This window comes from Hydrocarboniphaga sp. (assembly GCF_028291725.1).
Classification (GTDB): domain Bacteria; phylum Pseudomonadota; class Gammaproteobacteria; order Nevskiales; family Nevskiaceae; genus Hydrocarboniphaga.
Genome location: NZ_JAQGNT010000063.1, coordinates 156,865 through 171,143, shown reverse-complemented (window position 1 = coordinate 171,143; position 14,279 = coordinate 156,865). Strand labels below are relative to the sequence as shown.

Here is a 14,279-nt window from a genome sequence, read left to right as displayed (position 1 = left end):
GGAAGGTTTCTCTGTTAACGGGCCAGCACGGCAGCGAGCGCTTCGGCGTAATGGCGCAGGTCGGCGTGCGTCTTGGTTTCGGTCACGCACAGCAGCAGTGCATTGCCAAGCTCCGGATAGTCGGCGGACAGATCGAAACCGCCGAGGATTCCGTACTCCGCAGCGAGCGCCTCCAACACCGGCGCGACCGCGCGCGGCAGCACGATCGCCGTCTCATGGAAGCCGCCGTTGTCGAACACGCGGCTGACGCCGGGGATGTCGGACAACAGTTTCAGCAGCTCGGCCGTGCCGTGCATGCTCGCGGTAGCCACACGAGCCAGACCTTCGGCGCCGAGCAGCGTCATGTGGATCGTCGCCGCCGTCACCAGCAGACCCTGGTTGGTGCAGATGTTCGACGTCGCCTTGCTGCGGCGGATGTGCTGCTCGCGCGCCTGCAAGGTCAGCGTGAAACCCGGCTTGCCGTCGAGGTCGACGGTGCGGCCGACGATGCGGCCCGGCATCTGGCGGACGAGCTCCTGCTTCGCGGTCAGGAAGCCGAAGTACGGGCCACCCGAAGCCAGCGGCGCGCCCAGCGGCTGTCCGTCGCCGCAGACGATGTCGGCTCCAGTGGCTCCCCACTCGCCCGGCGGTTTCAGCAGCGCCAGCGACACCGGATTGACCACGGCGATCACCATCGCGCCCTTTGCGCGTGCGAGATTCGTCAGCGCGTCGACGTCTTCGAACGCGCCGAAAAAGTTCGGCTGCGGAATCACCAGGCAAGTGAAGCTGCCCGCTTCCAGTGCCTCGATCGCGCCGATATCGGTGCGGCCGGAAGCATCATGCGGAATCTCGACAATGTCGATCTTCTGCGCGTCGATCAGCGCGAACAGCACCTTGCGATATAGCGGATGCAGGGTGCGCGGCACGACGACCCGGCGCTTGCCGGCCTTGTGGCTGCGCTCGGCCATCAGCACCGATTCGGCCAGCGCGGAAGCACCGTCGTACATCGACGCATTGCTGACGTCCATGCCGGTCAGCGCGGTCATCATGCTCTGGAATTCGTACAGCAGCTGCAGCGTACCCTGGCTGGCTTCGGCCTGGTACGGCGTGTACGCGGAGTAGAATTCACCGCGCGTGGTGATCTCCCAGACTGCGGCCGGAATGTGATGCTCGTAGGCACCGGCGCCGATGAAACTCAGGCCGTGCCGGTCCTGGTGCGCGCGGCCATGCATCAGCCGCGCGACTTCCATTTCGGTCAAGCGCTGCGGCACATGCGCGAGCGGACCGCAGCGCAGTTCGGCCGGGATCTCGTCAAACAGCGAGTCGAAACTCGGGGCACCGATCGCCGACAGCATGTCGGCGACATCGGTTTCGGTGTGAGGAATAAAGGGCATGGGATCGTCGGTGAAATGATGGGCTTTGCTCCTTCCCCCGCTTGCGGGGGAAGGCTGGGATGGGGGCGAGCCGAGAGAGCAACTCCGCGACGTCTCGCCCCCACCCTAGCCCTCCCCCGCTCGCGGGGGAGGGAATAAAAACTCAGGCGGTTTCGAGAACCTTGGCGTAACCCGCCGCGTCCAACAGCGTGTCGATATCCGCGGGGTTGGCCGGCCTCAGCTGCCACATCCAGCCGGCGCCGTAGGGATCGCTGTTGAGCAGTTCCGGCGCGCCGGCCAGCGCCTCGTTGACCGCGATGACTTCGCCGGCCAGCGGCGCGTACACGTCAGACGCGGCCTTGACCGACTCGACCACGGCGCAGGCTTCGTGCGCCACGAGCACGCGGCCGACCTTCGGTACGTCCACGAACACCAGATCGCCGAGCGCGCCCTGAGCGTGGTCGGTGATGCCGATCAGCAAAGTGCCGTCGGCCTGCAGCTTGATCCATTCGTGGCTGGTGACGTACTTCAGGTCAGCGGGGATATTGCTCATCCAGGTCTCTCCAGAGATTGCTGCGTCGCGTGAGTTGAGGCTGCTTCAGATCAGAACTTTGCCGTTGCGCACAAACGGCGCTTTCACGATGCGTGCCGCGACCCACTGCCCGCGAATCTCGACTTCGCAGGCGCCGGCATGGGCGGCGTCGACCCGCGCCAGCGCGATCGACTGCTTCATCGTCGGCGCGAAGCCGCCGCTGGTGGTTTCGCCGGCACCGGCATCAGCGAAGCGCACTTTCATATGCGAGCGCATCACGCCGCGGCCTTCGAGCAACAGGCCGACGAATACTTTCGGGCTCGCGGCGCGATAAGCCTCGATCGCCTTGCGACCGATGAAGTCGCGATCCTCCGGAGCCCAGGCCACGGTCCAGCCCAGGCCGGCTTCGAGCGGATGTACGCTCTCGTCCATGTCAAGGCCATACAGGTTCATGCCGGCTTCCAGGCGCAAGGTGTCGCGCGCGCCGAGTCCGCAGGGTTTGACGCCGTCGGCCAGCAACTGGGTCCACAGCGCCACCAGCTCCGCATGCGGCAGGATCAGCTCGAAGCCGTCTTCGCCGGTGTAGCCGGTGCGGCCGACGAATAGCTCACCTTCATGCGCCGCCTGGAACGCGACCAGCGCGAGCGAGGCTTCGGCGAGCTTGCCCGGCAGGTGGCGCGCGACGATGGCGCGCGCCTGCGGGCCCTGCACCGCAAGGATGCCGAGGTCGTCGCGATAGCTGACGCTGACGCCGTAATCCGTCGCCTTGGCCTTGATCCAGGCCAGGTCCTTGTCGGTGGTGCCGGCGTTGACCACCAGGCGAAACCAGTCGTCGCTGAGGAAATAGACAATCAGGTCGTCGAGGATGCCGCCGTCCTCGCGCAACATGCAGGTATAGAGCGCCTTGCCCGGAATCTTGAGCTTGGCGACATCGTTGGCCAGCAGCTGGCGCAGGAATTCGCGGGTACGCGCGCCATGCAGATCCACCGCCGACATATGCGCGACGTCGAACATGCCGGCGCCGCTGCGCACGGCGTGGTGTTCGTCGAGCTGGGATTGATACTGGATCGGCATGTCCCAGCCGGCGAAATCGACCAGGCGGGCGCCGAGGCGCTGATGTTCGGAATGCAGCGCGGTTTGCTTGAGCATGCGGTCGACTCGGTTATCGGACAGGGTCATTGGGTCGCGCCAGCGCCCGGCTGAGCCAGGTGCCGCGTCATTCGCCCCGTCTGTCTTTCCAAACGCGATGCGTTCGGACCTGAGAGTTCCGGCGGCGCCGAAAAAAGCGCCGCCTTGCCCCATCGGTGGACGTTGCACGAGGCAGCGTCGCTCTCCAGAGTCGGCAGACCACACGATCCTTTTGCCTGAGCGATTCCGGGCGGTTGCGCCTTCGGCGCCACCCAGGACGGCTGGGTGGTCTCTTTCGCGGGGTCTGTTGCCGGTGGCCAGTCTACCGGAGCGTTCCGCCGGGTGACAGCGGCAATCCACCCAAGCCGGCGCGGCTGCGCACCAGGCTGATCCGCGCTGCCAGAGCGAAGCCGGCGGCAAGGCCAATGGCAGCCGGTGCACACTTGCACACAATCGCCGTCCCAACGAGCCCTACCTTTTCCCATGCCCGCCTACAAAGCCCCGCTGCGCGACATCCGCTTCCTGATCAACGAGGTATTCGACTACCCGGCGCACTACGCCGCGCTGTCCAACGGCAAGGACGCGGACCCGGACACGGTCAACGCGATCCTCGACGAGTGCGCCAGGTACTGCGAGGAAGTGCTGTCGCCGATCAACCTGTCGGGTGACGACGAGGGTTGTCATTTCGACGCCGGCAAGGTCACTACGCCCAAGGGCTTTAAAGAAGCTTACGAGCAGTGGGTCGCCGGCGGCTGGCAGGGTTTGTCGCACCCGACCGAATACGGCGGCCAGGGCATGCCAATGTCGCTGGGCCTGTTCAAGACCGAGATGGTCGGCAGCGCGAACTGGTCGTTCGGCATGTATCCGGGCCTGTCGCTGGGCGCGATGAACACGATCCTGCAGCACGCCTCCGACGAGCTGAAGAACACCTACATGCCGCCGCTGACCGAAGGCCGCTGGACCGGCACCATGTGCCTGACCGAGCCGCAGTGCGGCACCGACCTGGGCCAGGTGAAGACCCGCGCCGAAGCCAACGCCGACGGCAGCTACCGCATCACCGGCACCAAGATCTTCATCTCGGCCGGCGAACACGACCTGGCCGAGAACATCATCCACATCGTGCTCGCTCGCCTGCCCGACGCGCCGGCCGGCACCCGCGGCATCTCGCTGTTCATCGTGCCCAAGCATCTGCCGGCCGCGGGCGGCGCAATCGGCGCAATCGGGGACTTTAACCGCGTGGTCTGCAGCGCCATCGAACACAAGATGGGCATCAAGGCCTCGGCCACCGCGGTGATCAACTTCGAAGACTCGCAGGCCTGGCTGATCGCCGAGCCGAACAAGGGCCTGGAGGCGATGTTCACGTTCATGAACACCGCGCGCATCGGCACCGCGATCCAGGGCGTCTGCCATGCCGAGCTGTCGTTCCAGGGCGCGGTCGCCTACGCCAAGGACCGCCGCTCGATGCGCGCGCTGTCGGGCAAGAAAGAGCCGGACAAGGTCGCCGATGCGATCATCCACCACGCCGACGTGCGCCGCATGCTGCTGACGCAGAAAGCCTTCGCCGAAGGCGGCCGCGCGATGATCTATTTCTGCGCACAATACGCCGACCACATGGTCAACGGCATCATCGAAAACGATGCCAAGAAATACAAGAAGTGGGACGACAAGCTCGGCTTCTTCACGCCGATCATCAAGGGCTTTCTGACCGAGATGGGCCTTGAAGCCGCGAATCAGGGCATCCAGGTATTCGGCGGCCACGGCTACATCAAGGAACACGGCATGGAGCAGATCGCCCGCGACGCGCGCATCGCCACGCTGTATGAAGGCACCACCGGTATCCAGGCGCTGGACCTGCTCGGCCGCAAGGTGCTGGTCATGACCCGCGGCGGCGCGGTGCGGGAATTCACCGGGCTGATCGCCAAGTTCGCGGTCGACAACCTGCGCAACCCGAAGCTGCGGTTGATCGCAACGACACTCGGCAAATACGCTGCCGAGTGGAACGTGCTGACAGTGCGTCTGATGCTGATGGCGCGCAAGGATCGCGATGTGGTCAGCGCCGCCAGCCATCACTTCCTGATGTATTCGGGCTACGTGATGATGGCCTACTTCTGGGCGCTGCAGGCGTCCATCGCCGGCAACAAGCTGGCGCATGGCGGCAGTGAGTCACCGGAGTTCTACAAGGCCAAGATCGCGACCGCGCGCTTCTACTTCGACCACCTGCTGCCGCGCGCCAAGGGCCACGCGACCTCGATGGTCAAGCCAAGCCGCTCGCTGACCCGGCTGCCGGTGGACAGCTTCATCTTCGAATAAGGCGGGCATCGGCATGCGGCTGTCCGGCAAGACCATCCTGATCACCGGCGCATCGGCCGGCATCGGCCGCTCCGTTGCCGAACAGCTGGCGCCCGGCGGCAACAATCTGGTGATCACCGCGCGCCGCGCAGCGGAGCTGGAAGCGCTCGCGTCGATCATTCGCGCTCGCGGCAGCCGCTGTCTGGTACTGCCCGCGGACGCGCTCGACGAGGCAGCCGCGGCCGGCGTCGTCGAGCGCGCAATCGCGGAGTTCGGCCGCATCGACGCTGCCTTGCTGAACATCGGCGAAGGCCCCGCGTACAACATGGCCACCGCCACGGCCGCGATGGTCAAGGCCTGCATGCGTATCAACTACGACGTGACCGTGCACTACCTGGTGTCGTGAGTCAGAAGTTCCGTGATGAATTCGCCGACGGCTTTTCGTGACTGGCAAGGCGCAACGACGAGCCATAGTCGAACTATGGCGAGGAGTTGCAACGCGGCCAGGCGCGAAAAGACGCGGCGAATTCGCATGCGAACTTCTGACTCACGACACTAGATGCGCTCTTCGATACCGAACGCGGCGAAGCCCTTCTTCTTGAAGTTGTCGCGGAACATGTCGCGCAGCTGGGTCGCGGTGGCGTCGTAGGCGGCTTTGTCGGCCCAGGTGTTGCGCGGGTTCAGGATCGCGCTGTCGACGCCCGGGCAGCTCTTCGGCATCTTCAGGTTGAGGATGGTCTGGGTCTCGGTCTCGACACCGTCGAGTTCACCGTTGAGTGCGGCGTTGAGCAACGCGCGGGTGATCTTCAGCGACATGCGCTTGCCGGTGCCGTAGGGGCCACCGCTCCAGCCGGTGTTGAGCAGGATGCAGCGCGCCTTGTGCTGCTCCATCTTGTCGGCGAGCAGCTTGGCGTAGACATTGGGCTTCTGCGCCATGAACGGGCCGCCGAAGCAGGCCGAGAACGTCGGCTGCGGCTCGCTGACGCCGACTTCGGTGCCGGCGACGCGCGCGGTGAAGCCGGAGACGAAGTGGTACATCACGTCCTTGGGTTCCAGGATGCTGATCGGCGGCAGCACGCCAAAGGCGTCCGCGGTCAGCAGCACGATGGTCCGTGGATGCGGGCCCTGGCCGTTGGGCATCACGTTGGGATTGGCGTCCAGCGGATAGCTGAAGCGGGTGTTTTCGGCCAGCGAACCATCGAACAGGTCGAGTTCGTCCGGGTGGCATTCTTCGATCTTCTTGCCAGGTAGCGGCGGCACGTTCTCGATGATCGTGCCGGCCTTGCTCAGTGCCTGCGCGATGACCGGCTCGTTCTCCTTGTCGAGGTCGATCAGCTTGGCATAGCAGCCGTCTTCGAGGTTGCACAGGCCGTTGTCGGACCAGATGGTCTCGTCGTCGCCGATCAGACGGCGGCTGGCGTCGGCCGACAGCGTGGTCTTGCCGGTGCCGGACAGGCCGAACAGGATCGCCGCGTCGTTGTTCTTGCCGACGTTGGCCGAGCAGTGCATCGACAGCCGGCCTTCCTTGGGCAGCAGGTAGTTGCCGACCGTGAAGATGGTCTTCTTGTTGACGCCGCAGTAGTCGGCGCGGCCGGCGACCAGGCAGATCCGGTTCCGGGTGTCGATGATCGCAGCGGCTTCGGAGCGGCAGCCGTCGATCTCGGGTTCGCAGACGAAGCTGGGTACGTTGAGCATGGTCCAGCGGCGCGTGTCGACGTCCTTCACGCCCTGCAGGTCCTTGGGGAACATGTTGTGGCAGAACATCGCGTGGCTCGCGTATTCGCCGACAAAGCGGTACGGCACCGCGAAATCCGGGTCGGACCCCATGAACAGGTCCTTGACGTACAGCGAGCTCTTTTTCGCGTTCAGATGAGCGACGACACGTTTCAGCAGCGCCTCGTACTTCGCTGGATCGTAGGGGTTCAGGTCGGCCTTGAACCAGATTTCGTCGGCGACCTCCGGCCATTTGACGGCGTAGGTGTCCTTGGTGCGGCGGCCGGTGCAGTCCGGGTCGGTGTAATAGACCAGCGGACCCTGGTCGCCGAGTATCGTCGGGAAGGCCTTCTGCTCGTTGCTGCCGCCGCCGCGCTTGACCCGGCCGCGATCATTGGCGATCGCTTCATGGAACAACTCGGTCTTGCCCAGGTTGTACTTGTAGCTGACGGTCTTCAGACCGAACAGTTTCTCGAGATCGGCCTGGAAGCTCGTCTGAAACGTCATGATGCATCCTCAAGGAACGGGAATTGAATGGGAGTGGGGCTGGGTGAAAAGCCCGCTGTCATATGCAAAAGCGCTGCGACCCATATTCGGAAGCATAGTCAGCGGGGGGCAAAATATCCATGATCGCGGTCCCCTAGGGAGCCGCCAGCCACGCTTATACTGAATGCAAGATTGGCTGCCAATAAATGTATCAGCGATGAATCGGATTGCTTTTTTCTGCGTCTCCGCCGTACTGCTGGCCGGGTCTTCGATCGCCGCCGCGTCCGAGACTGCCAGCGCGCCGGCCCAGTACGGCGACCGCCAGGTGGGAAGCTTCGGCGATATCGACCAGGGTAACTTCGGTAACACTGCGGCCGGCAACTTCATCGAGAACAACTTCCCGCGCGCCCAGGAAGGGCAGATGCGGCCGGTCTATGCAGTACCGACCCGGGCGAGCCAGAGCATCTTCCGCAAGCCCCTGGCTCCGGCCGAGTCGCCCTACGTGACCTTGCCCGCACCGGCCGACGCGAAACCTTAGATCGTCGTCGGCGCCTGCCAGACGATCTGGCCGGCGTACAGCGTCATCACCGGCCGGCCGCGGAAGCGGCGGCCCGCGAACGGGGTGTTGCGGCCGCGGCTGTGCCAGCGCGTGGCGTCGGCGGTATCCAGGGTCCATTCGATTTCCGGGTCGATCAGCACCAGGTCGGCGCTCGCGCCCGGCGATACGCCGGGCTCGGCCCGGCCGAGCACCAGGGCCGGCCCCAGGCTGAGCCGCGCGGCCGCCTGCAGCGGCGTCAGCACTTGCTCGTGGACCAGCTGCAGTACCAGCGGCAGCAGCGTTTCCAGCCCGGCGATGCCCGGCTCGGTCAGCGGGAAGGGGTTGACCTTGGCGTCGGGCTCGTGGGGCTGGTGATCCGAGCAGACCGTGCCGATCACGCCGCGCTTCAGCGCTTCGCGCAGGCCGTCGCGGTCGCGCAGCGCGCGCAGCGGCGGGATCACGTGGGCCATGGCGTCGAAGCCTTCGAGATCGGCCTCGGTCATGAACAGCTGGTGCGCGGCGACGTCGGCGCTGACCGGCAGACCGCGCGCCTGCGCCGATTCGATCAGCGTCGCGCCGCTGGCCGTCGACAGCCGGCAGAAGTGCACGCGCGCACCGGTGTCCTCGACCAGCGAAATCCACAGCCGGATCGCGGCGACCTCGGCCGCGACCGGGATCGGCGCCAGGCCGAGCCGCGTTCCGACCGGGCCTTCGTGGGCACAGCCGCCGTTGGCCAGGTCGGCGTCCTGGGCGAATACGTGGACGGTCGCGCCCAGGCCGTCTGCGTATTCCAGTGCGCGTCTTGCGACCAGCGCGCTGCGCATCGGGGCGAGCGCCTGGCTGAAGCCGACGCAGCCGGCGCGCTTGAGCGCGCTCATCGACGCCAGTGCCTCGCCCTTCAGGCCCTGGGTCAGCGCGCCGAGAATCTGTACGTCGATGCCGCCCACTGCCTCGGCCTTGATCCGGATCCGGTCGACCACGGCCGGCGAGTCGATTACCGGACTGGTATCGGGCGGCAGCACCACACAGCCGATGCCGCCGGCCTGGGCGGCACCGGTTTCCGAGACGAAGTCGGCCTTGTGGGTTTCGCCGGGCTCGCGGAAGCGCGCGGCCAGGTCGATGGCTGCCGGCATCAGCCAGCGTCCGCTGCCGTCCAGGGTCTGATCGTAGGTGGCAGCCGGCGCGGCCACATCGCGGTAATCGACGCGGCCGTCGCGGATGCCGACGTTGACTATGGCGTCGAAGCCGCTGGTCGGGTCCAGCACGCGGACGTTGCGGATCAGCAGCGACAGGCTGGTGCTCACTGGTGCACCTTGTCGCCGAGAGGAGTGTGCAGGTGTCGCCGTGAGCAGACGCGCGCCTCCCGCACCGGCTGCGCTTCGTGCAAGCACCGTGTCGGCGCGCTCATGCGCCGGCCTCGGCTTCGCCCAGAATCTCGGCCATCACCGCCATGCGCACCGCGATGCCGTGCGTCACCTGCTGAAGAATCAGCGAGCGCTCGCCATAGGCAAGCTCGCCTTCGATCTCGACGCCGCGGTTGATCGGGCCCGGGTGCATCACGATCGCGTCCGGCTTCAGGCGTTTGAAGCGTTCGCGGGTGAGGCCGAAATCAGCATGAAATTCGGCCAGCGAGGGCAGGAAGGCGCCGAGCATGCGTTCTTTCTGCAGCCGCAGCAGGATCACCACGTCGACCCCGTCCAGGCCGCGTTCCAGGTCGTGGAATACGCGCACGCCCAGGGTCTCGATGCCGGCCGGGATCAGCGGCGGCGGCGCCACCACGCGGATGTCGGCGCAGCCCAGCGTGCGCAGGCCGTGGATGTCGGAGCGGGCGACGCGCGAATGCAGCACGTCGCCGACGATGGCGACCGACAGCCCGCCGAAGCCCAGCCGCGCCTTCGGCGCGTGCGCGCGGATCGTGTACATGTCGAGCAGGCCCTGCGTCGGGTGCGCATGGCGGCCGTCGCCGGCATTCAGTATCGACACGCCCGGCGCCGCGTGCTCGGCGAAGAAGTGGGCGGCGCCGCTGGCTTCGTGGCGTACCACGAACATGTCGGCCTGCATCGCTTCCATGGTCTTGAGCGTGTCGAGCAGGGTTTCGCCCTTGGATGTCGACGAGGCGGCGATCTGCAGGTTGATCACATCGGCCGACAGTCGCTTGGCCGCCAGCTCGAAGGTCGTGCGGGTACGGGTCGAGGCCTCGAAGAACAGGTTGACGACGGTGCGTCCGCGCAGCAGCGGCAGTTTTTTCTCGGCGCCGGAAGTGGAGTCGGCGAGCCCGGCGGCGCGATCCAGCAGGCGCAGGATCAGATCACGCGACAAGCCCTCCATCGTCAACAGGTGCCGCAGGCGGCCGTTGCTGTCGAGTTGCAGGGAAGGTGTCTTCATGCTGGGGCGCGAGTTTAGCAGAGCGCCGCCGGTTGCTCGACGTAGACGTAGGTCGGCAATCCTTTGCCGACGTGTACCGTCGATATGCTACCGAAGCTTCACGTCGACAAGGGATTGCCGACCTACGGGTGTTTCTCTGCCATCCACTGCTCGAGAATAATCCGCGCGGCCTGGCCATCGCGGTCGCCCTTCTTCACGCGGCGGCTCATCGCGCCGCTGGAGCGGGCGTCGCGCAGCGCGTCGTCGGCGGCGCGCGACGAGTAGCGCTCGTCGGCCAGGTGCACGACCAGGCCGCTGCGCGCCTGCAACTGCCGCGAGAATTTGCGCGCCGGCTCGGTGATCGCCTGTTCGCCGCCGTCTTCGTCCAGCGGCAGGCCGACGATCAGCGCTGCCGGCTGCCATTCACGTATGAGTTTGTCGATCGCCGCCCAGTCGGGTTGCGCGGCGTTGGCGACGGTCGGCAGCGGCCGCGCCGAGCCGGTGATGTCGTCGCCGACAGCGGCGCCGATGCGGCGCAGGCCATAGTCGAAAGCGAGGTATCCGCTCAGGCGTGGCCGACCGAGCCGCTGAGCTGGGTCACGTCGACGCCGAGCAGGCGCGTCGCCGCCTGCCAGCGCTGGCGCGGCGGCATGCCGAACAGCACGGCCGAATCGACCGGCGTATTGAGCCAGGAATTGAGCAGCATCTCGTCCTCCAACTGGCCGGCGCCCCAGCCCGCGTAGCCCAGCGTGACCAGGTATTCCCTGGGCCCTTCACCAATGCCGATCGCGGTCAGGATGTCGCGTGAGGTGGTGATGTACAGGTCGTCCTGCACCTGCAGGCAGGATTCCCAGCCGCCAGGTTCGCGATGTACGACGAAACCGCGCTCCGGTTGCACCGGGCCGCCCCAGTAAATCGGCTGGTCGGCTCCGATCTTGTCGTGAGTCAGGCCCATTTGCTCAAGCATCGCGGTCAGCGCGAGGTCGGTCGGGCGGTTGATGACCAGGCCGACGGCACCCTTGTCGTTGTGCTCACACAGCAGGGACACGGTCTGGCTGAAGTTCCCATCCACCAGGCTGGGCATGGCGATGAGAAACTGGTTTTTGAGGAAAAGTCCCTGGTTCATGGGGGGGAGTATTACCCAGACGCATGGGGTGTCAAGGCGCGTTCCGCATTTTCAGTACCAACGGTCGGTAAAGCTGTGTAAACGGATGGAGCGGCCCTAACTCCTCGCGCTTAATCGGGTCTCGATCGCGCTCATCAGCAGGCCGCCGATGTCGGTGCCGTAGGCGGCGTCGATCTCGCGTGCGCAGGTCGGGCTGGTAACGTTTATTTCCGTCAGCCGGTCGCCGATCACATCCAGGCCGACGAACAGCAGTCCGCGGCGTTTCAGCTCCGGGCCGACGGCGGCCGCGATGCGGCGATCGTCGTCGGTCAGCGGCCGCGGTTCGCCGGTGCCGCCGGCGGCGAGATTGCCGCGGGTTTCGCCAGCCTGCGGTATCCGCGCCAGGCAATACGGCACGGCCTCGCCATCGACGACGAGCACGCGCTTGTCGCCTTCGCTGATCCGCGGCAGATAGCGCTGCGCGACGATGGTGCGCGTTCCCAGCAGCGTCAGCTGTTCGATCACCGAGCCCAGGTTCATGCCGTCCGTGCCGACACGGAAGATGCCCATGCCGCCCATGCCATCGACCGGCTTGTAGATCACGTCGCCATGCTCGGCGTGGAACGCACGCAAGGTAGCGGAGTCGCGTGCGAACAAGGTCGGCGGGCACAGCTCCGGGAACCAGGCGGTGAACATCTTTTCGTTGCAGTCGCGCAGCGACTCGGGCTTGTTCACCACCAGTGCGCCCTGGGCTTCGGCGCGCTCCAGCAGGTAGGTCGCGGTCACGTATTCGAGATCGAAAGGCGGGTCCTTGCGCATCAGGATCGCGTCGAGTTCGCCGAGCTTGATCGTCGCCGCTTCGCTGCCGAATTCGTACCACTTTTTTTTATCGTCGAACACGCTCACGGCGCGGCCGCGGCCCAGTGCGACGCCATCGCGCAGCCACAGATCGCCGAGTTCGAAATACACCAGTTCCCAGCCGCGCTTCTGCGCCGCCAGCATCAGCGCCAGCGTGGTGTCCTTGTAGGGCTTGATCGACCCGATCGGGTCCATGATGACGCCGAGGCGTGGCATGTCGTTTTCCTTGATGCGCGGAAGCGCAGGCTTGTGGCCAGTTTATCGGTCCGCCTGCGCCTCTGCTGTTTTCAGTGCCGGCTTCAGTGTCGGCCCAGGAACGAGTCCGGGCCGAACCACTCGGTGACGCCGTCCAGAATCCTGCCTTCGGGATGGCGCGCCTCGTGCGGCTGCGCATCGATCATCAGCACATTGTCGGCCGCCGGCTCATAGGGTTTCCAGGCCAGCGCGCAGCGCGGTTCATGGGTGCTGGCGAAAGCGACCCAGCAGTCGGCGACCTGGCGCGCCATCTGACGATCCTCGTCACTGGTGGCGGCGCCGATCTTGGGCACCGTATCCAGCGTGTCGAAGACGTAGCCGATTTCGCCGGCGTGCGCGGCGCCCGGCTGTTTTCCGCGCCGGGCGCTGGCGACGTAGGAGAAGCGATACAGCCAGGTCGGAGCGAGTCGCGACTGGTGTGCCGCGATCCAGCGAGCCGGCGCTGCGAATACCGTGTCGCGGAACAGCAGCGGTTGACGATCCGCTGCTGCAGGCGCCTGGCTTTCGTACCAGCCGGCGATGACCGGAAGCCGGGTCAACAGCGCGCCCATGAAACCCATGTCGCGGTATTTCAGCAGGCTGCCTTCGTAATCGTTGTTGCCGATGATCAGAGGCACTGGCAGCTGTCGGCCGGCGGCGAAAACCGTGCTCGGTTTTTCGAATGTCGTGGTGTCGTCCACAAACGGCCCGAAGCCGAGTGCGCCGTGGGCCTGGGCATCGACCACCTTTTTTGCCGGCAGCTTGCGCAGCGCCGAGGCGTCGGCGTGATCGTCGACACCGACGGTTTCCAGATCGTCGAGCACCAGTTTTTGCATCGCCTTGCGCGTCGGCGGCTTGTTCCAGCCTCCGCCGGATTCGACGATCGCGGCCGAGAACAGCTTGCTGCCGGCCGGGCTGCTCATCAGATACAGCACGTCCGCTCCGCCGGCGCTCTCGCCGAATACGGTCACGCGCGCGGGGTCGCCACCGAATGCGGCGATGTTGTCGCGCACCCATTTCAGCGCGGCGATCTGGTCCATCAGCCCGAAGTTGCCGGCCTTGCCCTCGGCATCCAGTGCCGGGTGCGAGAAGAAGCCGAGATAGCCGAGGCGATAGTTCAGCGTCACCAGCACCACGCCGCGCGCAGCGAGTTTCTGCCCGTCGTAGAACGGCAGCGAGGCGCTGCCGATGCGATGCGCGCCGCCATGCAGCCAGACCATGACCGGCAGAGCCTGGTCGTGCGCCGCGGGTGCCCAGACATTCAGATGCAGGCAGGCTTCGTCCTGCTTCGGCGGCGTGAAGCCGAACAGCCGATCGTCGGGCTGCGGGCAGGCGGGGCCGTAGGCCGAGGCATCGAGTGGCGCGGTCCAGGGCGGCGCCGGCTGCGGCGGCTGCCAGCGCAGCGCGCCGATCGGCTGCGCGGCGTAGGGAATGCCGATGAAGCGGCGCACGCCGTCGCGCTGCTGGCCCAGCAGCTCGCCGCTGCTGATTTTGACCAGCGGCTGCTGCGCCTGCGCAGAGGCTGCGATCAGCGACAGCAATGCTGCGGCGATCACTCGATACGCTTGCATGCTCGGCTCCTTGGTGTCGATGTGCATTTCAATCCGCAGCTGTAGGAGCGGGTCATACCCGCGACTGGGCCGATGGGGTGCCAGTCGCGGGTATGACCCGCTTCCATCA

The 14,279-nt window shown here is 66.0% G+C and carries 13 protein-coding genes and 2 riboswitches; of the genes, 3 read left to right on the top strand and 10 right to left on the bottom strand.

Annotated elements, in window-relative coordinates:
- Nucleotides 1-14: 14 nt before the first annotated feature.
- From gcvPA to gcvT, 3 genes are all read right to left on the bottom strand, one after another.
- A complete protein-coding gene (gene gcvPA / locus JWQ90_RS17860) occupies nt 15-1,373 on the bottom strand; it encodes an aminomethyl-transferring glycine dehydrogenase subunit GcvPA (protein WP_299696354.1) in 1,359 nt (452 codons plus the stop codon).
- A 142-nt stretch (nt 1,374-1,515) separates the two neighbouring features.
- Nucleotides 1,516-1,905, bottom strand: a complete 390-nt coding sequence (gcvH, locus tag JWQ90_RS17855) for a glycine cleavage system protein GcvH (RefSeq protein ID WP_299696353.1) — start codon at nt 1,903-1,905, stop codon at nt 1,516-1,518.
- Between the two features lie 45 nt (nt 1,906-1,950).
- Nucleotides 1,951-3,033, bottom strand: coding sequence for a glycine cleavage system aminomethyltransferase GcvT (gcvT, locus tag JWQ90_RS17850; protein WP_299696352.1), 1,083 nt, complete (start codon nt 3,031-3,033; stop codon nt 1,951-1,953).
- 79 nt (nt 3,034-3,112) lie between these two features.
- Nucleotides 3,113-3,222, bottom strand: a riboswitch (glycine riboswitch).
- 4 nt (nt 3,223-3,226) lie between these two features.
- Nucleotides 3,227-3,320: riboswitch (glycine riboswitch) on the bottom strand.
- A gap of 175 nt (nt 3,321-3,495) precedes the next feature.
- Between gcvT and JWQ90_RS17845 the strand changes: the two genes are divergently transcribed.
- Together JWQ90_RS17845 and JWQ90_RS17840 are read left to right on the top strand one after the other, a co-directional pair.
- Entirely contained in the window at nt 3,496-5,322 is a 1,827-nt protein-coding gene (locus JWQ90_RS17845; protein ID WP_299696351.1) for an acyl-CoA dehydrogenase C-terminal domain-containing protein, read from the top strand.
- Nucleotides 5,323-5,335: 13 nt separating this feature from the next.
- Nucleotides 5,336-5,707 (top strand): SDR family NAD(P)-dependent oxidoreductase, encoded by a 372-nt coding sequence (locus JWQ90_RS17840; protein WP_299696350.1) that lies wholly within the window; start codon nt 5,336-5,338, stop codon nt 5,705-5,707.
- Nucleotides 5,708-5,856: 149 nt separating this feature from the next.
- Here JWQ90_RS17840 and JWQ90_RS17835 read toward each other — a convergent pair whose 3' ends face one another.
- Complete coding sequence (locus tag JWQ90_RS17835; RefSeq protein ID WP_299696349.1) at nt 5,857-7,521, bottom strand: phosphoenolpyruvate carboxykinase (ATP); 1,665 nt, start codon at nt 7,519-7,521, stop codon at nt 5,857-5,859.
- Nucleotides 7,522-7,717: 196 nt separating this feature from the next.
- Here JWQ90_RS17835 and JWQ90_RS17830 point away from each other — a divergent pair, with 196 nt between their 5' ends.
- A complete protein-coding gene (locus JWQ90_RS17830) occupies nt 7,718-8,038 on the top strand; it encodes a hypothetical protein (RefSeq protein WP_299696348.1) in 321 nt (106 codons plus the stop codon).
- Here JWQ90_RS17830 and JWQ90_RS17825 read toward each other — a convergent pair.
- The 6 genes from JWQ90_RS17825 to JWQ90_RS17800 form a co-directional block, all read right to left on the bottom strand.
- The gene (locus JWQ90_RS17825) at nt 8,035-9,342 is read right to left on the bottom strand and encodes a dihydroorotase (RefSeq protein ID WP_299696347.1); all 1,308 of its coding nucleotides are present in this window, start codon (nt 9,340-9,342) and stop codon (nt 8,035-8,037) included. The two genes, JWQ90_RS17830 and JWQ90_RS17825, sit on opposite strands and share 4 nt — an antisense overlap.
- A 100-nt stretch (nt 9,343-9,442) precedes the next feature.
- The gene (locus JWQ90_RS17820) at nt 9,443-10,423 is read right to left on the bottom strand and encodes an aspartate carbamoyltransferase catalytic subunit (protein WP_299696346.1); all 981 of its coding nucleotides are present in this window, start codon (nt 10,421-10,423) and stop codon (nt 9,443-9,445) included.
- A gap of 122 nt (nt 10,424-10,545) precedes the next feature.
- Entirely contained in the window at nt 10,546-10,971 is a 426-nt protein-coding gene (gene ruvX / locus JWQ90_RS17815) for a Holliday junction resolvase RuvX (protein WP_299696373.1), read from the bottom strand.
- Nucleotides 10,968-11,528 carry a YqgE/AlgH family protein gene (locus JWQ90_RS17810; RefSeq protein WP_299696345.1) on the bottom strand — a complete coding sequence of 187 codons (561 nt, stop codon included), beginning with the start codon at nt 11,526-11,528 and terminating at the stop codon, nt 10,968-10,970. Before JWQ90_RS17810 ends, ruvX begins: the two co-directional genes overlap by 4 nt.
- Nucleotides 11,529-11,624: 96 nt before the next feature.
- Nucleotides 11,625-12,581 carry a glutathione synthase gene (gene gshB / locus JWQ90_RS17805; protein ID WP_299696344.1) on the bottom strand — a complete coding sequence of 319 codons (957 nt, stop codon included), beginning with the start codon at nt 12,579-12,581 and terminating at the stop codon, nt 11,625-11,627.
- An 83-nt stretch (nt 12,582-12,664) separates the two neighbouring features.
- Nucleotides 12,665-14,170 (bottom strand): carboxylesterase family protein, encoded by a 1,506-nt coding sequence (locus JWQ90_RS17800; protein WP_299696343.1) that lies wholly within the window; start codon nt 14,168-14,170, stop codon nt 12,665-12,667.
- Nucleotides 14,171-14,279 lie beyond the last annotated feature (109 nt).